15 protein-coding genes and 1 pseudogene are annotated in these 19986 nt (G+C 36.4%); 7 read left to right on the top strand and 9 right to left on the bottom strand.

Features of this window, described 5'->3' with window-relative positions; genetic code table 11:
- Window positions 1–49: 49 nt before the first annotated feature.
- Window positions 50–1339 (bottom strand): OprD family porin, encoded by a 1290-nt coding sequence (locus tag KTI78_RS13425; RefSeq protein ID WP_262446376.1) that lies wholly within the window; start codon window positions 1337–1339, stop codon window positions 50–52.
- Window positions 1340–2300: 961 nt separating this feature from the next.
- On the opposite strand from KTI78_RS13425, the gene KTI78_RS13430 reads away from it, so the two are divergent.
- Window positions 2301–3113, top strand: a complete 813-nt coding sequence (locus KTI78_RS13430; RefSeq protein ID WP_224993565.1) for a TorF family putative porin — start codon at window positions 2301–2303, stop codon at window positions 3111–3113.
- Between the two features lie 42 nt (window positions 3114–3155).
- On the opposite strand, the gene KTI78_RS13435 is transcribed toward KTI78_RS13430, so the two are convergent.
- Both KTI78_RS13435 and KTI78_RS13440 read right to left on the bottom strand, forming a co-directional pair.
- Complete coding sequence (locus KTI78_RS13435; RefSeq protein WP_262446377.1) at window positions 3156–4034, bottom strand: dihydrodipicolinate synthase family protein; 879 nt, start codon at window positions 4032–4034, stop codon at window positions 3156–3158.
- 15 nt (window positions 4035–4049) lie between these two features.
- Window positions 4050–4826, bottom strand: a complete 777-nt coding sequence (locus KTI78_RS13440) for an aldolase (RefSeq protein WP_262446378.1) — start codon at window positions 4824–4826, stop codon at window positions 4050–4052.
- A gap of 111 nt (window positions 4827–4937) precedes the next feature.
- On the opposite strand from KTI78_RS13440, the gene KTI78_RS13445 reads away from it, so the two are divergent.
- Window positions 4938–6371, top strand: a complete 1434-nt coding sequence (locus KTI78_RS13445; RefSeq protein ID WP_262446379.1) for a PLP-dependent aminotransferase family protein — start codon at window positions 4938–4940, stop codon at window positions 6369–6371.
- A 15-nt stretch (window positions 6372–6386) separates the two neighbouring features.
- On the opposite strand, the pseudogene KTI78_RS13450 reads toward KTI78_RS13445, so the two are convergent.
- A pseudogene (locus KTI78_RS13450) lies at window positions 6387–7037 on the bottom strand (ATP-binding protein); the annotation flags it as partial.
- A gap of 114 nt (window positions 7038–7151) precedes the next feature.
- Between KTI78_RS13450 and KTI78_RS13455 the strand changes: the two are divergent.
- The 5 genes from KTI78_RS13455 (at window position 7152) to KTI78_RS13475 (ending at window position 13133) form a co-directional block, all read left to right on the top strand.
- Window positions 7152–7841 (top strand): TnsA endonuclease N-terminal domain-containing protein, encoded by a 690-nt coding sequence (locus KTI78_RS13455; RefSeq protein WP_262446380.1) that lies wholly within the window; start codon window positions 7152–7154, stop codon window positions 7839–7841.
- A 1-nt stretch (window position 7842) separates the two neighbouring features.
- Window positions 7843–9732 carry a Mu transposase C-terminal domain-containing protein gene (locus tag KTI78_RS13460; RefSeq protein WP_262446381.1) on the top strand — a complete coding sequence of 630 codons (1890 nt, stop codon included), beginning with the start codon at window positions 7843–7845 and terminating at the stop codon, window positions 9730–9732.
- Window positions 9729–10580 carry a TniB family NTP-binding protein gene (locus tag KTI78_RS13465; RefSeq protein WP_262446382.1) on the top strand — a complete coding sequence of 284 codons (852 nt, stop codon included), beginning with the start codon at window positions 9729–9731 and terminating at the stop codon, window positions 10578–10580. Before KTI78_RS13460 ends, KTI78_RS13465 begins: the two co-directional genes overlap by 4 nt.
- A gap of 16 nt (window positions 10581–10596) precedes the next feature.
- Complete coding sequence (locus KTI78_RS13470) at window positions 10597–11682, top strand: TniQ family protein (RefSeq protein WP_262446383.1); 1086 nt, start codon at window positions 10597–10599, stop codon at window positions 11680–11682.
- A 596-nt stretch (window positions 11683–12278) separates the two neighbouring features.
- A complete protein-coding gene (locus KTI78_RS13475; RefSeq protein WP_262446384.1) occupies window positions 12279–13133 on the top strand; it encodes a hypothetical protein in 855 nt (284 codons plus the stop codon).
- A gap of 82 nt (window positions 13134–13215) precedes the next feature.
- Here KTI78_RS13475 and KTI78_RS13480 read toward each other — a convergent pair whose 3' ends face one another.
- Genes KTI78_RS13480 through KTI78_RS13500 form a run of 5 tightly spaced genes read right to left on the bottom strand, consistent with a single transcriptional unit; the run spans window position 13216 to window position 19931 of the window.
- On the bottom strand, window positions 13216–15021 hold the full coding sequence (locus KTI78_RS13480) for a hypothetical protein (protein WP_262446385.1): 1806 nt from the start codon (window positions 15019–15021) through the stop codon (window positions 13216–13218).
- Window positions 15022–15072: 51 nt separating this feature from the next.
- Window positions 15073–16674 (bottom strand): SAVED domain-containing protein, encoded by a 1602-nt coding sequence (locus KTI78_RS13485; RefSeq protein WP_262446386.1) that lies wholly within the window; start codon window positions 16672–16674, stop codon window positions 15073–15075.
- Window positions 16675–16676: 2 nt separating this feature from the next.
- Window positions 16677–17171 (bottom strand): Mov34/MPN/PAD-1 family protein, encoded by a 495-nt coding sequence (locus tag KTI78_RS13490; RefSeq protein WP_262446387.1) that lies wholly within the window; start codon window positions 17169–17171, stop codon window positions 16677–16679.
- The gene (locus tag KTI78_RS13495; RefSeq protein WP_262446388.1) at window positions 17164–18894 is read right to left on the bottom strand and encodes a ThiF family adenylyltransferase; all 1731 of its coding nucleotides are present in this window, start codon (window positions 18892–18894) and stop codon (window positions 17164–17166) included. Before KTI78_RS13495 ends, KTI78_RS13490 begins: the two co-directional genes overlap by 8 nt.
- Window positions 18891–19931 (bottom strand): nucleotidyltransferase, encoded by a 1041-nt coding sequence (locus KTI78_RS13500; RefSeq protein WP_262446389.1) that lies wholly within the window; start codon window positions 19929–19931, stop codon window positions 18891–18893. The genes KTI78_RS13495 and KTI78_RS13500 overlap by 4 nt, the downstream gene beginning before the upstream one ends.
- Between the last annotated feature and the right edge of the window lie 55 nt (window positions 19932–19986).

The raw sequence follows: 19986 nt of genomic DNA on the forward strand, positions 1-19986 counted from the left end.
TACATCTGTTGCCAGACGTAGGTTTTTTTATGCTTGATAGATGTGTGAATTAGAATAATTTCACAGGAATATCAAGGAATAAACGCCATTCGTTTGTATCGCCAATATAGGCTTTCGATTGGTAAGCATCACTCGCACGGTAGTAAGAGTTACGAATACGAAGGCTTGCATCTTTAGCAAAACCACTTTGAACTGTGTATTTCACTTGGTTAAAGAACTCACGTTCTTCAGCATCATCAGTTAAGCCTTTAACTTTGATGTCCCAACCGTATACAAATGCAGTGGTCCAGTTCAGACCAGGTAATACGCCTAACTTACCAAAATCAACATTGTACTGAATTTGTGCAGATTTTTCATCGTTACCGATGAAGTCTGACATGTAAGAGTTCGGTAAATAGATACTTTGGAAACCATCAGCATTTTGACCATAGTCATAACCGACATTACCACTGTTTTGTTGGTAAGCTAACATCACACTATGTGGGCCAGTTGCATAAGTTCCTGAAATTGCCCAAATATTGTTTTTACGGTTAGATTTGTCATCAGTAGTTTCTGAATATGTAATAGCATTTTCATCAAACTTAGTATGATAACCACTGAAATCATAAGTTAATGAACTGTCATTAGCCAATGGCTGTTTAAAGTTCACATTTATATAATGACGTTCAAGTGCATTTTTGCTGTCTAAACCATAGTAAGATGCATTTAAATTATCATCAAACTTGTATTTAGCACCCCAAACAATTGCACGATCAAGACCATTACCATTTACGTCAGCATCGGTATTGATTTGATCAGACATTTGGTCTTTAGTAAATTTACCAGCAACCAATTCAAGGTTTTTAATTTCATGGCTAGTTAATAAAGTACCTGTAAAGTATTCAGGAACCATACGTCCAGTATTACTTGCAAGAACAGGTAGATCGAGTACTTGAGTACCGTAACGTACTGTTGTATTCGAGAAACGTGCTTTAACGCTACCACCACCACGAGCCCAGTGATCATAAGCGGAGCCATCATTATGTAATGGGATCATTTGGTTACCGGCATTTTTATTTTCACCGATCTTAAATGAACCATCACCCACAGCGCCAACACCGAAACCAACAATACCAGGGGTAAAGCCAGAATCAATACTTACAATTGCTGATTGAGCAAATGAGCTAGTATCTTTTGCGCCCTGTTTTTTGTCACGGTTGATGTAACCTGTACGGAAGAGAATAGAACCGTTCGCATCTTCAACAAATCCTTTTGCCTCACTTTGCTCGCTTGCCTGAGCTGAGGAAATTATTGCCGCAGAAATGAGAACTGCTAATGTAAGTTTTTGTGCTTTTAGCATATTTAAAGAACCTCATAAAAACGATAAATCCTGTGCCTTGTTATTGTTCAGGGCCTAGGATTTCCATCAATTGTATAAGTAATCTATAAAAAAGATATATTTTTGTTCATTTTATTTTATATATGCTATGCAGGATTTAATTAATGTGTTAGGAGTTATCTAGTAGTTTTATAGCCAGATTTTTACACTTAATATATTGTTTAAAATAAAAAAAGTAATTTATTTTTTAGTGGATTTTTACCATTTATTTTTTATTAATAGACCAAAAAAAAGTTGATTTTTGTGTTCATTTTTTGCGCTTTTTTGTTGGATATGTTTACTTTTTAATCTTCTCTTAAGCAGCTTTTTTCACCAATTTATTTTAAAGTATAGCTAAATTGTTACTTTATAACATTATTTAAAAATAAAGGTGTATGAAAATAGATCACTATAGTAGGCCGACAGAATATCGTTGAGTTGGTCACATTTAGTGCGCTAGATTGCTTGGATTTTGTGCATTATTATTTTTTCTCAAAATATTGTTTAAAAAAGACCCAATATGGTTCATTGTTTTAAATTAGAAAATAAATAAAAAAATCTAACGAGTAGAAATGCTCACTCACAGACCATGTAAGCACTGTCTTTAAAAATTTACGGAGTTTTTATAGCTCGGCTCTAGGTTTAAATAGAGAATTTACATCTATCACATGAACACTTCTCATCTCGGTAATGAGTTTCCGATAAGGGGTTTTCTTATATTTATTATTTTTAATACCACAAGAATTTTATTTTTAATTTATTGTTTTTTATTAATATATTTTAATGAAAAATAAGCGAAAATTTAATTGTAGAATAAATCTGATCTCAAAATTAATGAAGTGCATCGATAGCAAATATGGAATTGGCACAGCAATTGCTAAAGCTTAACCAACACAATTTGTTAATTCATATAAATCGTGCATTCATTGTGGGGGAGATCAAAATGATGAAATTTGCACTTAAGGCCGTGAGTCTTAGTATTTTTGCAGCAAGTTCAACCATGGCTATGGCTGAAGATGCACCATCTTTTTATGGAATCACGGCAACGGGTAGTGTGGCAGCAACCACAGACTATCGCTTTCGTGGTGTGACACAATCATCAAATAACCCAGCCATTCAAGGTGGTTTTACTTTTTCTCATAAGTCAGGTGCTTATGTTGCGCTTTGGGGTTCAAGCGTTGACTTTAATACACCGGGTGTTTCAACTGAAACTGATATTTCTTTAGGTTATACCAACACCTTAAAATTGTCAGACACACTTGCGCCAACTTATGATGTTGGTGTGATCCGTTATGGTTACATTGGCTCTGACTCAAAATTTACTAACCCATACAATGGTGATACTGGTTTTGACTTTACCGAGTTTTATGGAAAATTAACGTTTGCAGACTCTTTATTTAAAGGTGATGCACTTAGTGTCGGTGTGAACTATTCTAACGATTACTGGGGCCACTCTGATGAGTTCTGGTATTTTAACGTTGGGTACTCAGCACCAATTGCAGACACAGGATTTACTGGACTTGCTTCAGTGGGTTATAACAAACTCAAAAACAAAGACTCTTTACTTGTCGTTGCGGGCGGACCAGGTGAAGACGATAGCTATATCGATTATAAAGTGGGCGTAAACTATAACATTTTGGGTATTGTTGCTGAGCTAGATGTAGTTGGTACAGATATTAGTACTTCTGGTATGACTGATGCTCAGAAAAAACCTTATGACACAGGTTTAGTATTTAGTTTGACTAAAACATTCTAAGTTTTGAGTTATAAAAAGCGGGTAAATAAACCCGCTTTTTTATTAGTTTTCTATTTCCGAAATTAGCTGTTTTAATTGGCTAACCTCAATATCCGCAGCTTTGGACAGAGGCTTGCGTGGTGCCCCCGCAGCGATACCTTTTAGTTGTAAACCTGCTTTAATCGTTTTGGGTAAACCACCAGTTACAATAAAGCGTAGTAGAGGAAGCTGCTGATAAAATGACTTCTGGGCTTGTTCTAATTCTCCATTTTTTACATATTCAATAAGCTGTTGAGGTCGTTTACCTAACAGGTTTGGTGCAGCCGTACACCAACCGCTTGCCCCAGCACATAGAGCTTCTAAAGCTAAAGGGTTACAGCCGTTATAAAACGGAAGTTCTCCTTTTGATAATTCATAAATTTTATGCATACGCTGAATATCGCCGCTACTTTCTTTCACCATCGTAATATTTGCAATGTTATTAAACATACGCACGATTAGTTCTGGAGACATATCAACACCACTCGTTGCAGGGTTGTTATAAATCATAATTGGTAAAGTCGTTGCTTGGGCAATCGCTTGGTAATATTCAAAAATTTCTTGATCTGTTAGCTTCCAATAAGATACAGGAATCACCATAAGTGCATCTGCACCATAGCTTTGCGCGATTTGCGCCTTTTTGATGGCTTGATCTGTCGTGAGTTCTGAAATCCCAATAATGACAGGTAAGCGTTTATTAATGCTTTCAATTGAAGTCTTAGCGACTAAACACCACTCATCCCATTCAAGATAAGCGCTTTCGCCAGTACTGCCTAGAGGCGCAATTGCATCGCAACCGTTTTCAATAAGCAAATCCAGCATTTGCTTTAGAACAGGAAGGTTAATGGTGTTGTCATCAGAAAATGGGGTAACCGGGTAGCCAATAATGCCGTTTAGTTTCATGGTCGAAATCTCTTTTTAAATACAGTCAGAATGTTTTTTCAAAGCTTTACGTGCGTAGTAAGCAAAGTTCACTTTGTTACGTTTATCGGTAGATACCCAGTCATGAGCTTCTATTGCTAAATCGTGTGGGATCGGCTGAATTTGCCCAGCAGACATGGCTAGTAGTTGCAGTTGAGCTGCGCGTTCAATTAAAAGAGCCAAGTTGCATGCTTCTTCAATAGTTTTTCCTGTGACTAGTTGACCATGGTGAGATAATAAAACAGCACGGTTTTTACCCAGAGCAGAAGAAATTAAAATGCCTTCTTCGTTACCTACAGGAACACCTGGCCAATGGCCTACAAAAGAGCAATCTTCATAGAGTGCACAAACATCCATTTGAGAAATCATGAGTGGAATCTGAAGCATCGACAGTGCAGCTACATGAGTCGGATGCGTATGGATAATGCAGTTCACCTCTGGGTGCTCTTTATAAATCCATGTGTGAAAACGGTTGGCTGGGTTGGCCATTCCTTCTTGATTGACGGGTTCTAAGTCTTGATTCACCTCAAGTAAGTTTGAAGCAGTAATTTCATCAAAACCTAAACCGAAACGTTGGGTAATAAAGGAATCTTTATTTTCACTACGGCAAGTAATTTGGCCTGCTAAACCAGCATCATGGCCATGGTCAAATAAAATACGACAAGTGAGTGCAAGCTTTTGACGATCAGTTAAGTCTGAGTCGCTAATCCACTTTTGCATGTCTTGTTGTGCGTATTGCATTAAGTCGTGTTTGTTTAAAGAAGCTGTCTTCATCTCTTCTCCAGTCCAGTTGACCAAATTAAGTAAGTGAAGGCAGAATAGAAAACAACTGGATGAATCAATACATCCAGTTTTTATAAGTTATATGGTCCAGATGGGGCAAATATGCTAAGGCCTTGGCAAGTACATCTCCGTATTGATGAAAGAGAAGAAAAGACGGTTTTTCTAAAACTGACCAACTTGATTAGTCAGGAAATTTTAAGTGGTCGTTTAGTGCAGGGGACTATGCTACCCGGGTCTCGTAGCCTTTCAAAAGAATTGGGAATTAATCGAAAAACGGTACAAGCAGTCTATGAAGAATTGGAAGCACAAGGTTGGCTTGTGACTCGGCCTCGAAAAGGCACATTTGTGGCAGATGTTTTACCGGAAAAAAAGCTTCAAATAAAATCAGGATCTGTTCGAAAAGTTAGTGATAAACCAATAATTCAACAAGTTGCCCAGCAGCCCCATAACGATGGTGTGCCAGATCCGAGGCTTATTCCCTATGAGTTATTTTCGAGGGCCTATCGGCACGCACTCATTAAAATTACGCAAAACCAATACATGGGTTATGGTGACCCACGAGGTATGGCTGAGTTAAGGCTGGCGTTACAACAAATGTTGTCGATGGAGCGTTTTATGAATGTTGCCGATGATGAGATTTGTATTGTACGTGGTAGCCAGATGGGAATTTTTCTAGCCTCACGTGCATTACCCAATCGGCAAGGCGTGATTGTTGTTGAAGAGTTATATTATCCATCTGCTTTTAAAGCTTTTCAGTCAAATGGCTTTCAAGTGGTTTCTGTCAAATTAGATGAACAGGGTATTGTCATTGACGATATGGAACGGATTTTACAAGAGCACTCAGTTGCTGCAATTTATACAACTCCGCATCATCAATATCCTACAACCGTTACCATGACAATGAACCGCCGTCTTCAACTCTTAGAGCTTTCAAAAAAATGGGGCTTTTATATTATTGAGGATGACTATGATCATGAATTCCACTATGACAGTCGGCCTATGCCACCCTTAGCGAGTTTGCCTCATTCTGAATTAGTCATTCATATTGGCTCATTGTCTAAAGTTTTTGCACCTGGTATTCGCTTGGGTTACATCGTGGCATCGTCATCAGTAATACAATCGATTACTGAAGATATTTTATTGATTGATCGACAAGGTAATAACATTACTGAACTTGCTTTAGCAGATTTAATGCAACGGGGTGAAATTAAAAGACACATCCGCAAAATGAAAAAGATTTATCAGTTACGCCGTGACCATGCATTAGCTGAGTTTCAAAGAGTTTTTGCTGAGAGTATTCAGATACAACCGCCTGCGGGTGGAATGGCTTTATGGGTAAAATTCCAGAAGCCATTTACTCAGGAACAGCTTATAAAATTAAAAGAACTCAACATTGATACAGAGCATAAGTTTAAACAAATCGAGTCTTCTAATCATTGTATCCGCTTTGGTTTTGCCGCTTTATCAGAGCAGGAAATTACTTCTTTAATCGAGGCCTTAAATGACGCTCTTAATAAAAGAACAGCGGACTTATAATCCGCTGTTTTATTTTTAAGAATGATTTCCTCTATAAGAGAGCGCCTCTGTAAGGTGTGGACTTTGAATGACCTCACTTTGAGCTAAATCTGCAATGGTCCGCGCTACTCGTAAAACACGATGATAAGCACGAGCTGATAGATTTAAACGTTGCTGAGCCATTTCAATCATTCGCTGTGAAGTACTATCGAGAGTCGCGTATTGCTCAAGTTGTTTTGGTGAGAGCGCCTGATTCAAACAATCCTGTCTTTGCATTTGTTGTTTATAAGCATAAATCACACGTTGGCGAACACTGCTTGAGTCTTCAGCAGGGGTTGGATCTTGCAGTTCTTGAGCTTTTAATGGCGGTACATCAATATGTAAATCGATACGGTCGAGTAACGGTCCCGATATACGGTTTTGATAACGTTTAATACTCTCAGGTGAACATTGGCAACGGCTGTCCTGATTAAATGCGTAGCCACATGGGCAGGGGTTCATCGCTGCAATGAGCTGAAAGTTTGCAGGGTAGGTAATTTGCCGAGCTGCTCGTGAAATAATGATTTCTTTTGACTCAAGTGGCTGGCGTAAGACTTCTAGCACTTTTCTGTCAAACTCAGGAAGTTCATCTAAAAACAAAACCCCTAAGTGAGATAAGGTAATTTCACCTGGTTTAGGATGAGATCCGCTGTCATTTACAAAGAACTATGCGACAATTTAAACAAGTGTCAATAACTTAGGCCCCTTTTTACAAAGAAATATGCGACAAATTTTATAAAGAACTATGAGACGGAACTAGGAATGTACAATCAATCATGCGACACAGTTAAGATAATACCTGCTAGAAGAAAGATTGGTAATACACGCATTAGTGTATCTGGCCTTTATCCTTTTAAAAAAGATTCTGCTGTTGCTTTTGAATCTACATTGGAACGAGATTTCCTCATTCGTTTAGAAGTTAACCCTAATGTCCTGGCCGTTGAATCTCAACCATTTACTATTGAATATTTTGAAGATGGGAAAAAACGGGTTTACACCCCTGATTTTCTTGTAACGTATAAACATGATAATTTTCTTCCATTTATTCCTCCAAAATTAGTTGAAGTAAAACCCATAGAAGAATTACGTATTAATTTGCATTTATGGAAAGCAAGATATCGTGCTGCTATGTTGATCTGTAAAGAAGAAGGTTGGAAATTTCATATCGCTCATGAAGGACGTATCCGAGATCAATTGTGGATGAATGCCATGTTTTTGGAAAAGTATCGAAAAATGGAGTTTACTTTAACTGATTCAAAGCACTTACTGGACTATGTACAAGATCGAGGCGCAGTAACTTTTGAGACCTTACTCTCTAGGCATTTTTTTGGTAAATGGGAAAGAGCAAATGGGATTAGTCAAATTTGGTATTTAGTTGCTCATGGCTTTTTAGCATGCGATTTAAGTCTGCCTTTACAGCCTTCTACTGAACTTTGGATAAGTGGGAATTAAGATGAATGATAGACGTGTGAATATCAAGATTGCTGCTGGTGAACCCGTTCAGGTAAAAGGTATTCCACATACAATTATTGAGATTATTGACCTTAAATCTGTCTTTGTTGAAAACAAGAATACGGGTAGAAAAAGTATTGCTGCTATTAGTGAATTACAGGCAGCATTGCCTAATGAAAAGTATGAAGATATAGATCTCATTCCTGATAAAGACTGGGCAGAGGCTGAAAGGCGTTTTAATATAATTCGCCCCTTCATTGAGGATGGCGTGAGTGGACGCAAAGAAGTGGAGCTACGTGCAAAGCAACATGATATAAACCCAGCAACTTTATACAGATGGTTAAAAATCTATAACGCATATGGAACTATTGATGGACTGAGACCTAGAAAAGAGGGATTGCCTCAAGGTCAAAAGATGATTAATAAGCATGCTGAAGCAATTATTGAAAAAGCGATTAAAGATCTATATCTGACTAATCAGAGAATAAGTGTTCAAAAAGTTGTACTTGAAGTAAAACGCTTATGTCATGAATATCATATTCTTGACGTCCCTCATGCAAATACGGTACGAAATCGTATAGCAGCAATTAGTCAAAGAGAAGTTCTTCGTAAAAGAGGACATAAAGAAAAGGCAAATAATAGATTTACTCCTGCTGCTGGAAAATTTCCTCATGCGGATTATCCACTTGCAGTTGTTCAGATTGACCATACTCCAGTGGACTTAATTTTGGTGGATGACTTCAATCGACAGCCTATTGGGCGCCCTTATCTAACCCTCGCAATTGATGTCTTTTCGCGGGTAGTTGTCGGCTATTACCTTTCTTTAGATGCGCCTTCGGTAATGTCTATTGCTATGTGTGTATCTCAAGCAGTATTACCCAAAGAGAAATGGCTGGCCTTACGCAAGATCCAGTCTGAGTGGCCTGTTTGGGGGATTATGAATACGATCCATGTAGATAATGGTCCTGAATTCCATTCAGAAACTTTCAGAAATGCTTGTATGGCACATGATATCCGTCTGGAATATCGACCTGTTAAAAAACCACGCTTTGGTGGGCATATTGAACGTTTGATGGGTACATTTGCTACAGATATTCATGCAGTACCAGGTACTACTTTTTCTAATATTATTCAGCGAAAAGACTATAACTCTGATACAGAAGCCGTTTTTACATTTACAGAGTTTGAGGATTGGCTGGTTGATTTTATTTGTAATGTTTACCATAAACGAAAACATTCAGCTTTAGATACATCACCTCTACATGCTTTTGAACTTGGTATTTTTGGTGATAAGAATAACTTAGGATCTGGGGCAGCTAGATTACCTGCAAACGATCATAATTTCTTTCTTGATTTTTTACCGAGTTTTGAGCGAACAATCCAAACTACAGGTGTAACTATTGATGGGCTTTCATATTATGCGGATGTATTGAGAGGCTGGATCAATTCAATTGAACCTGATAATCATAAAGAGAAGCGCAAGTTCATTTTTAGACGAGATCCAAGGAATATTAGTGAAATATGGTTCTTTGATCCTGAAATCAAAAACTATTTTAAGGTTCCTTTAGCAGATCAAAGTATTCCGTCCTTTAGTATTTGGGAATATAAAAAAATTCAGGAATTGAAAAAAGAAACTGGTGAATATTTAAAAGATCATGAACTTGGACAGGCTTTAGCTCAACTTCGTGAACGAGTACAAGAAGCGAGTATTAAAACTCGCCGTGCTCGCAGAGCATATCAGCGTAGTACTCAACATCAACAGAGAAGTAACCCTGCTTCAATTCAGGACAAAAAATCTCAACAAGAGAGCACAGTTATGGAGCAAAAACTTGAAAGTTTATATGGGTTATTACCTTTAGATGAGTTAGAAAATGATGAGGATATTTCATGAGTAATTATCCACATATTTTTCAAGAATTTCGCCCTATTGTTGATAAACCTAATGAGGAAAGACTCTATTTCCTTGAAGAGGATCGTTGGATCGGCTACCCAGCAGCGAATGATTTACTGGATCAATTAAAGGGCATGCTTACTCTGCCAAAACGAAGTCGTATGCCTAATTTACTGGTGTTAAGTAAACCTAATAATGGTAAGACATCAATCATTAACCAATTTTTTAAGCTCTATGGTGAGGGGTATACCAATGAGTTTAATAATGCAGTTAAGCCTGTGATTGTTGTTCAAGCACCTGTTTCTCCTGATGAGAAAGCTTTATATATGGCGATCTTAGATAGATTTTGGGAACCTTTTAGAGAAAGAGATCCAGTTGCTAAATTAAGGTATCAGGTTGTTCACTGTCTTAAACTTTACGAGGTAAAGTTACTCATTATTGATGAGATGAACTCTTTGTTATGTGGAACTCCTATTAAGCAGAGAACAGTCATGAATGCGATCAAATACTTGTGTAATGAAACTCAGATACCGATTGTTGGTTTTGGTACGGAAGAAGCTGTCCGGGTACTTTATACAGATCCACAGCATGTGAGCCGTTTTCGGGTTGTTAATTTACCGTTATGGCAGCTGGATAAAGACTTTCAAGTAATAGTCAATAAATTTGAAAAAGTTCTTCCTCTTAAACAACCTTCAAGATTAGCCGAACCAGCCACAGTAAAGTATTTGCATGACATTACAGAAGGAAATCTAGGTAATTTACGTAGTCTTTTAAGAGAAGCTGCTAAGAAAGCTATCATCACTGGTCAGGAATATATTGATCATCAGTTATTAGAAAGTTTGAAATAGCTTGTGAGATTCCAATATGGTATCTACCGTAGAGCCTTATTCTTGGGCAATCCGAACACCTTTATTTCAGGATGAGGCTTTATCCTCATGGTTGATTCGGGCTGCCCTCGGTTGCGGTTGTGATCCATTGAGTTTAACCGGAGTACTTTGGCCTGGATGGAGAGTATGGACTGTAGATATTGATAAAGGGCTTCATCAAAAGTATTCAAAAATATTGACCTCTAGGGCTGGTATTAGTCAGGATCAACTAGATGCCGCTACTTTTAAGAATTTATTCCTACAAAATAGTGAAGTAAAACTTAATTCATGGATTCTTGCGTTAGGAACAAGAAATCGTAAACATAAAGGTGGTTGGCAGTATTGTTCTGAATGTTTGCTGGAAGATCCTATCGCTTACTTTCGGTTGAGTTGGCGTTGCGTTTGGCAAGTGGGGTGTATCAAGCACACACAACGTTTACTGGATCAATGTCCTCATTGTTATAGCGCTATACAACCCCGATTATTAGAAGCGCCAGATCGAATAATATCTTGCTGTCCAGTCTGCAAAAAATATCTTTTTAATGTGAAAGTAAATGCCATAGATCAAAGTGCTTTGAAGTTTCAGAAAGATTTTGATCTGTTTTTAGCACAGGGATATGCAATATATGCAGATACTTTTATTTCTTTATCCGAGTGGTTGAACGTGGTTCAACTATTCAATCAATTCATTAGAAAAGTTTTAATAGGATCTCTAGAGAGTAAAGGATGGGCATTTTTGAATACTTTAGATATTCGTGTTCCTCATATTCCTCTCATATCAACCGGTTTAGTCCTTAATCAACTTTCAGTATTGGAAAGAGAACGTATTTTTTCTTGTATCTATCAACTTTTAAAAGTGTCTCGAGAAAAGTTTATTAAAACCGCCAATTCTTTAAATATGAATAGAGCTTCTTTTTGGGATAAGAGATACCAAATACCAAAAATTTTACAGCCTATTGAAAAGCATTTGGATAAAGTTTCTCGAAATTATCCTTTAATAAAAGCATTCCCAGATATTTCTAAACCTAGTAGTAAAGAAGCCGTATTGCGTAGAGTTATGAGATTGAAAAGAAAAATCGCATAGATTCTGGAGAGGTAGAAATGTCTCAATGTGATGAATGTGGTCGAAGCGTTGATAAAATCCATAGAGTTTATAAAAAGAACAACTTTTGCCATACATGCTATATAAGGGTTTTTAAAAAAAGGGAGTGCCCATCATGTGGGAAGTTAGCTCGTTTATATAAATATGATCCTTCGGCAATTTGCCAGAAGTGTGAAAATAACCGACCATGCATACGTTGCCAACGCATTGATTATCCTATAGGTAAAATTACTGAGCATGGGCCAGTTTGTAATAGCTGCTCAGTGTATTTTAGAAAGTTTCAAGCTTGTGAACGTTGTGGAGCTCTCTCCCAAAAACTATCTAGAATCAGTCGTTTTTCCGATAATTTGAAAATATGCCCTAAATGTGCAACCCGGGATCACAGAACTTGTCCGAGTTGTAGACGGTATCGATTACTTGAATTTGAGCCTCTTTCAGGCCAAATGTATTGCAAAAAATGTTTAACTTTTCCACCCCATCCTTGTCTGTCTTGTAAGCAGGAAATCTCTGCGGGACGTGGAAATTATTGTGAAATATGCTCGTGGCATCGGACTTTAGAACGAAAGACTACAAAATTAATGAGTGATTTAGAGGATTTTAATCTTCAGGCACATTTTAAAAAATATACTGAATGGCTAGAACAGAGATTAGGTTCACATAAATCAGCACTACTTATTAGTAAACATATTCATTTTTTTGAAGAAATAAGTGATCTTTTGATAAAACAGGCACTCAGTTATACAGTACTTTTACATAGATTAAGACCAAGTGGGATACGTAAATATCTTTTGCCTATGCAATGGTTGAGTACTGTACATAATCTTCAAATAGATATTCAAGCAAAGGAATATTGTTCTGAGATTGATCAGTTGAATAAACTGGTGAATAGCTGTTCAGAGTCCTTGTTTAGTTCTCAAATTCTTCAAGATTATTATAAGGTGCTCATTAAGAGAGTAGATGGCGGTAAAATAAGTATTCGCTCTGCACGATTAGCAATGAAACCAGCAGCAGCTTTGATGTTTCAAGTAAGTAAGTCAAGATTTGATATGCCACAAGTATGGCATATCAAACATTATTTATCTGAACATCCTGGTCAAGCTACTAGCCTTATTGGATTTATAGTTTTTTTGAAAAAGAGTTATGGTGTTAATTTAAGTTATTCATTTATAAAAAAATCTAATTTTTTAAAGGCAGCAAGAAATCATAAACTAGAAAGAGAGATCTTAAAGTTAATTAGTATCCCTGAGGAGAGTTTCGATTTATTACGATGGGTAAAAGTCTGTTTAAGGTATTTTCATAAATTAAATACAGTTCATTGTATGGAAATACAGCTAAGTATGATTAATGATATTGATGAGGGCTTAGTTATAAACTTCAGAAAAGAGAATTATTGGATACCTAAAAGAAGTATTTTTGTGGTTTATAAGGGATAGAATTCTTCTATCCCTAATCTTAAGACAAATTAGTATCTCCTTTCTAAATTGGAGAGATACTATCGGGACCAATGACATTAATTCAGTTTTTAAATGAAATTTTGTCTATGCCTATTTTTCTTAAAGCATTTAATAAAGTTGATTCACCCTCAGTTAATCCTTTTGTATGTGAATGTCTGAATAAAAATATTTGAGTGACTAATAGGCTTTGAAAAACTTCTTGTGGGTATGAGCCTTCATTGAGAGGGAGCAAATACATCAAATCAGATATGAATTGTTCCAGATTTTTTTCTTGTTTCATACGGAAAATTAAACCTGCATGTCCTCTTTCTTTTGTTAAGGTCTCGCCTTCTACAGTAGAGGTATATATTGCTGGTTGTATATCAAAAATATAAATCGGTTCTAACTGAGATACATTTAATCTGATAATTAATGCTCCTCTTATCTGAGTTTTGAATGAATTTGCATAGCACCACGTTTTGTGTGCCTGAACATCAGATTCTGTAAAAAAACCGATCAGCATGGGAAGTTCAGAAAAGTCAAAACCCTTTTCAAATGTATAATAGTTAACACCTTGTATTATATCGGGACTTATTTCATTTGCTTTAAGGCATGCTTTCCATAGTCCAATAATTCGGCCATCTTCAGGTGACAGGAATTCTTTTGAATCTTTGGTTGAAGGGACTATTTGGCCATTTAATACATCAGGTGAATTATCAGGGGCTCCAGTACTTATCGTTTGTGTTTCTATATATTTCTTTTTCCTTTTGGGGCGTTTAGTCTGTTTTTTACATTTATATTTACTTAACTCACTAGTAGGGCCTCCATCTATCCATTCGAAGTCATCCTCAATTAATTCATGATTAGAAGGTGGACGTCGACCACCTGGATTTGTAGAAACATTAATGTCACCACTACCCAATTGAGGTAAGGGTGGGTTGGGATGGTCGGTGTCTGTGGTGGTATTAATACGTTCAGTTACTTTAGGTATTATTCTAATATGGTCATTCTTTGGGGGTTTTATTCCTCTGATTCTTGTCACAACAAATGTTTTTGTCCCAGCTAAGCGGAATCCTGATACTCTGATTGGTAAGGTCTCATCATGCCAAGGGACAACTTTTGGATAGATATTGGCTTGTTTAAAATTAGAATTTTCTACAATACTACTAAATAAAATGCGTGTAGCATTTTTAGCCATTTCGGTATATTTATAATATGCAACAAAAACATGGTCTGCTCGAGTAATACCATCTCCTAGAAGTACAGTCCAGAGACCTTTCTCACCTATGTGGGGAGTGTATAATCGAGATTCTCTTTCACTTTCATTGTATGTAGTAAGCACTCGAATAAGCTCAGTTGATAAACCATAAGCTCTAGTGAGAAATTCTAGACATGGTATTAAAAGTTCATCGAACTCAGGATGATTCAATTTGAACGATATACAATTTTTTTTTCTTTTCGAATCTACTATTTCGCACCCTTCTCGCTTTTTGAGAAAGTTAATTTTCTTCTTCTCATCCACATTCTCATAGATTTTTAAAAATTTAAATTCGAAATCAGTATGATCGATAACAAATTCATAGATATCTTTGTTTACAAAATCTATTTTTCGTTGCTGATGCCAAATTGAATCAACTCGCCAAGATACAAGATCTGTAATGTTTGTCGTAATCTGAATAAAATTATCAGTGGGAGTGAAATCTTCTAAAACTTCTCTGAATAACACATGGACCTTTGGCTGATCTCTAGGGCTTTTTCCTTTTGCCATCCCTCCATACCACCAAACTTGTAAATATTTATCTTTATAGGGTTTAAGAATTTCCCATAATTTATTTACATTATTCTCATCAGAAGGATTTGTATTTTGATCAGTAGAAGTATTAGTCATAAGGTCTATCCCATTTTTAAAATATTAAAAATAAGTTTGTAAAATAATTATTTATGGAAGTTCTAAGTGATTACCACGGGAATCATTTCTAATGATTAGTTTAGGAAGCATAGTGTCTTGTGCAAAGTCATAGATAATGATATGTGGGTGATGTAAATCAATAGCTTGCCCTAAAGCTATACAGGCTGCATTTGGAGCTGCAATTAAAAGATGCACTCTCTTTACGTCATGTTTATCTTTTAATAGATGAAAAAGTTTCTGAAGTTCAGTAGTGAATTTTGAAATATTATGAGGATGTGGAACAGCTTTACTGCCTAAATATGCTTCAAGTGCATTAATTTCAATAATATCAGCGTTCAATTCAGTTTTTAGCTCAAGAGCTTTATTTTTAATTTTATCAATAATCGCCGTGAAATTTACGCATAAAACTACATCGGGACCTTTTCGAAGAGTTTCAATTCCAATAGTTTCATAAGATTGATCAGCAGCTGAAGCATTTGGCCATCCCCATCGATTCGCTTCTCTATCCCTTAACATTGGGAGAAACTTTCCTTTATTACCTAATAGGGCGCCTAAACCAATAAGTGCCGGCATAGGTCCGAATGCGAAGATTGCAGCACGATGTCCATTTAAACTTGTTTGTTGGATAATTTTGTCAGCTTCATTCTGGATAATCATGACGAGTTGTTGTGAAAACTGGTCAGGATTTTTCATATATACCGTATTACTATCACATAGCCTTTGAAGGTAGCCATCCATTCGATGTTGTAATGGTGATAAACATGAAGCAATCTCTTTAGGTTCTGGATGACCAACAGCATTACTATTCACGGACCATAAAATTGAATATACAGGGATTGGGCTGAATGCTAGGGCATCAAGTAAAGTATTTGCTAAATCACAATACGATTTTCTCATTTCACTTAGTTGCTGTGCTGAGTAATCACTTGCTGCAATTTTATCAATTAATCGGTGATGTTTATCACACAAGAGTAGTACATTTGAGGGGTCATCAGAAAGCAATTCCGAAAGGTACGGAATACCTCTTTCACCTCTTTCTGAAGAGGCTACATTATGAGCCAGATACCCTGTATTACCTTTTATGCCTGTAAGTTGTTCTATATCCAAACGATCTCCACATCCAGTGAACATGCAGCGTCCATGACTATCTTGCATCACTAGACGCTTTGTTTCAGCAGTAAACGGATTACCTCGTCCAGTCTTTTTTATTGGTTTAAAATAGCTTTTTATAAATTTTTTTATATCGTTTACTTTAATAAATTCTGTAGCTTGATAAGCGCTTTTATTATGCCAAATATGCTCAAGTTCTTTTAAATCGCTTAAATGAGAACAATTAATTGTATGACCTTGCCAAGCATGCAGAATAATTTTTTTAGCTTGTCTATTAGATAGCTCTAATATGAATTGAAGTAGATCAGCCTCATTTAAGTTAGCCCGTAGAGAACTAATTACTGCATCATTTTCTAATAATAAAATAACTAAGTTTTTACCACTTTCATCAATAAGTAGACCGACTGAATTCCAGGTAATGAAACCTTGAATTGTAGTTATAAATTCTTGTGCCGTCTTTAATAAGTCAAAGGGAGGATTTACCGTTTGTAAAAGCGTTTCTGTAAAATTAGCTTCAGCCATTCTTATAGTCCTTTAAGTATTTGAAGATCATTGATCTCTGTTTGAACCCAGCCCTGAAGGGGGTGAAAAAAGAAAATGCGTATAACTTTAAAACCTACAATTACAAAGAAAAGCTGCCGATCAGGGTTTCTAGATATACAACTTTCCCAATCTACATAATCAATATTTGATGGGGTTGGAATTGCTTGCGGATGACTATGCCATGTACCCAGATAGATAGAAGTTCCATTTGATTTGGAGAAGGCTAAATCAACTTTTTTCTGATGCCCTGGATCTTTTAATATGAACCTATGCGTAGACCGGCAATCTGTGGGCATAGGTTCAGTCACATCTTCAATCCAATATTGATTAGACACATTTTGATTGCCGATCAGAACACCACATGCCTCTAGATCCTTATGATCAAGTTGTCTATAGGCCATCCAAGTTTGAATAACTTTATATGAAATAAAGAGCTCAAACTGTTTAAGATGAATAGTGTAGTGATCTTCAATCATTGCAGAGGTCACATCCACTATTTAGAAGAGGTAGGACTTCTAAAGATTTTGAAAATGCTGAGTAACGATCAGTTAAATGAAGACCAGCTTGAATTACATCAAAATCACTACCTTTCCAACTCACTTTTGAAGAGCTATGTAATTGACCCATTAAAAATTTAGTAGCTAAACTAGATGCTATGAGAGCTGTTTGTAATGCACTTAAGTTACTATAAGGTAAGAAAGCATTTCCACAACCAGCTAAATTTTTTGTAAGCTTTTGATTTGGTTTTAAAAAGTTTAGATTAGAAGCTAGGCCTCGTGAAAAATTAAGGGGATCAACATAAGCACATCTTAGACATCCCTTTGAATCTGGAATATCTATTACAGCATGTCCTCCAATTCCATAACCTTCTACCCAAGTATTTATAACGGCAGTTTCAATCGAGTTCTTGACACAGTAATCATGGAAAATTCGTTCTTGTGTAGGTGAGCCGATTGCAATAATGATGAGATCAAAAGTATTTAATATATTTTCATATCTCAGACTTAAGAGTTCTGAAAACATAAATTCGACATTTAACCAAGGATATTTCTTGGTCAATTCTGATTTTAGGCCCCAAGTTTTCGGCCAGCTAATATAAGAAGCTGGGAGGCTATGACGATATAAATTATCTAGGGAAAATGAGTCAGAGTCTGAAAGGGTTAAATGACCAATACCTGTTGATGCAAGTTGATTAGCAATTTGGCTACCAACTGAACCGCAACCTATAAGCAAAACTTTTTTGTTTTGTAGTTCTTGAATAGCTCCACTTCTTGGCATTACTCGTTCTTTATTGAATAAACGTACATTCATTGCCTTGAGTTCCCAGAACTCTAAGTGCTTAGAATTAAGAGGTAGACCTTTTTTACTTTTAATACTGTTTTTTAAATGAAAATGAATGCCAAACCAAGTTATACCGGATGGTGTGTCAGCATTAAAAACAAGCCAAAAAGAATGGGCACGGGTTTGTCCGAGAGTACGATTTAAAGAATCGAATACATCGGGAGAAATAAAATTGAGTATTTGAAGATACCAATCTTTTAAATCTGCACTCTGCCATGGAGCAGGGATTAACTGTTGTAAAGGGACAATACAACCATGGCCGTTAGGTTTACCGCGATTAATAATGTGATCATTAATTACGGAAAACTCAGGCTTTTGTTCAAATTCTTGGGGAATACCGAAATGACAAGAGTTGAGTCCATATTTAATATCTTTTTGCGGAGGAAGAATATTAAGAAGTTCAAATTCTCCTTTATCAGATAAGCATAAGAAGTCCTCATATTTTTGGTCTTGAATATGATTCCATCCCGCTAAGAATTCACGTAATAACTCATCTTCATTCCATTTAGGATCAGATAAACAATTTTCTAATAGTGAAATATGTCTTTTTAGTGACTCTTCAAATACAAGTTCGGGTACTTCAAAATTGATTGAGACAGAATCTGGAACATTTACACATATTGAGGCCACATTAAAAGTTTTATCCTCAAGGGTATGGGCGATACGTCCATACTTATTGGGATGTTTTAGAAAAAATGAAGGCATGCCCGTAAGCTCTTCAATTTTTAGGTGGAGTAAGGTGATATCGTGACCTGCAATTGAGCACTCGACACTAATCATAGGAATTAGACAGAATTCAGTTACGGATACTTGGTATCCGCATGATTTCAGGTGGTCAATGATTGATGAGTAGTTCATGCGCCTTGAGAAGTCCCTACAGCACCAGCTGTGGCAAATTGTACTTTTTGGGTGTTCGATGCACTGTTAGTATTCACATTACTTGGGAAGTCATCGCCAAATACTTTGATTAATAATGAACACTGTTCAGTTTCATCTGATGTATCAATTACATCCTGTAATGTTGAGCGCAAATTAGATAATTGATTTCTAAATCTGGTGCCAGTATTTAGACTACTACCATGGAAAATATCTCTAGATGGATAAACGGGGAGTTCTACTTTTACTTTCCATTGATCATCAGAATGCCATTGGAAATATCCAGACCAATCAAGAATCGAATCAATTGTAGCTTTTAGTGCAAGTAAATCATTTGGAAATCCATCCTCATCAATACTTGGCTTAAAGTGTTGTTTGACCATTACTGTTAAGCCTATTGAATAGATCTTTCTACACACATCATTACTAAACTTAATATTTCTCCAGCGCTTGAGATATCGTACCAATCTACGGAACTGGTGTAACTTTTCAGTGGCATATACCCCATATAGAGAAGAGTTATTAACCCAATCTATGAGATCTTTGGGGGAGGATTCCGACCAAGATTTGTGTTCAGTTCCAGAGTCTTTTTTCCCAACGGCTAGTTCATATCCGCCCCAAGAGTTCTTTCTATACACTGGGATATCAATATGTAGATTCTTAAATTTATAATCAGCAGTAACACAGGGTTTTTTGATTTTAGCATTTTGAAATCCACGATCCTCCAAAATTTCTAAAATGACTTTTTTGGGAACCAATGGATCTGATGGAGATTCTTCATAATCAATGACAATGGCGCGGTCGATATCAAAATCTTTACCAGGTTCTTTAATTGTTGTATACGTAGCAAGTGAACCTTGAACAAAGTTATCAATAACTGGATAACCTTTTTCTTTAAACTTAGCCTTGATTGCAGCTGTAATACTATCGTCTTTTTCACGAGCATTTGAATACTCGGCATCATGACGAGTTAAATAGATTCGTTGATTAAACGTATTAAATTTATTTTGCAAACTCATGTGTTGCTCTCTCAAAAAATAAGTTAATTTGGTACCCAGCCCCCCTAAAAAAACT

Source organism: Acinetobacter sp. WU_MDCI_Abxe161 (assembly GCF_025514355.1).
Lineage (GTDB): Bacteria > Pseudomonadota > Gammaproteobacteria > Pseudomonadales > Moraxellaceae > Acinetobacter > Acinetobacter pittii_E.

Excerpts from the sequence above, each read along its gene's own strand:
- KTI78_RS13465 (WP_262446382.1), top strand. The coding sequence starts at position 9,729 with ATGAGTAATTATCCACATATTTTTCAAGAATTTCGCCCTATTGTTGAT.
- KTI78_RS13440 (WP_262446378.1), bottom strand. The coding sequence starts at position 4,826 with ATGAAGACAGCTTCTTTAAACAAACACGACTTAATGCAATACGCACAA.
- KTI78_RS13495 (WP_262446388.1), bottom strand. The coding sequence starts at position 18,894 with ATGAACTACTCATCAATCATTGACCACCTGAAATCATGCGGATACCAA.
- KTI78_RS13470 (WP_262446383.1), top strand. The coding sequence starts at position 10,597 with ATGGTATCTACCGTAGAGCCTTATTCTTGGGCAATCCGAACACCTTTA.
- KTI78_RS13475 (WP_262446384.1), top strand. The coding sequence starts at position 12,279 with ATGAGTGATTTAGAGGATTTTAATCTTCAGGCACATTTTAAAAAATAT.
- KTI78_RS13500 (WP_262446389.1), bottom strand. The coding sequence starts at position 19,931 with ATGAGTTTGCAAAATAAATTTAATACGTTTAATCAACGAATCTATTTA.
- KTI78_RS13425 (WP_262446376.1), bottom strand. The coding sequence starts at position 1,339 with ATGCTAAAAGCACAAAAACTTACATTAGCAGTTCTCATTTCTGCGGCA.
- KTI78_RS13445 (WP_262446379.1), top strand. The coding sequence starts at position 4,938 with ATGCTAAGGCCTTGGCAAGTACATCTCCGTATTGATGAAAGAGAAGAA.
- KTI78_RS13460 (WP_262446381.1), top strand. The coding sequence starts at position 7,843 with ATGAATGATAGACGTGTGAATATCAAGATTGCTGCTGGTGAACCCGTT.
- KTI78_RS13435 (WP_262446377.1), bottom strand. The coding sequence starts at position 4,034 with ATGAAACTAAACGGCATTATTGGCTACCCGGTTACCCCATTTTCTGAT.
- KTI78_RS13490 (WP_262446387.1), bottom strand. The coding sequence starts at position 17,171 with ATGATTGAAGATCACTACACTATTCATCTTAAACAGTTTGAGCTCTTT.
- KTI78_RS13430 (WP_224993565.1), top strand. The coding sequence starts at position 2,301 with ATGATGAAATTTGCACTTAAGGCCGTGAGTCTTAGTATTTTTGCAGCA.
- KTI78_RS13485 (WP_262446386.1), bottom strand. The coding sequence starts at position 16,674 with ATGGCTGAAGCTAATTTTACAGAAACGCTTTTACAAACGGTAAATCCT.
- KTI78_RS13455 (WP_262446380.1), top strand. The coding sequence starts at position 7,152 with ATGTACAATCAATCATGCGACACAGTTAAGATAATACCTGCTAGAAGA.
- KTI78_RS13480 (WP_262446385.1), bottom strand. The coding sequence starts at position 15,021 with ATGACTAATACTTCTACTGATCAAAATACAAATCCTTCTGATGAGAAT.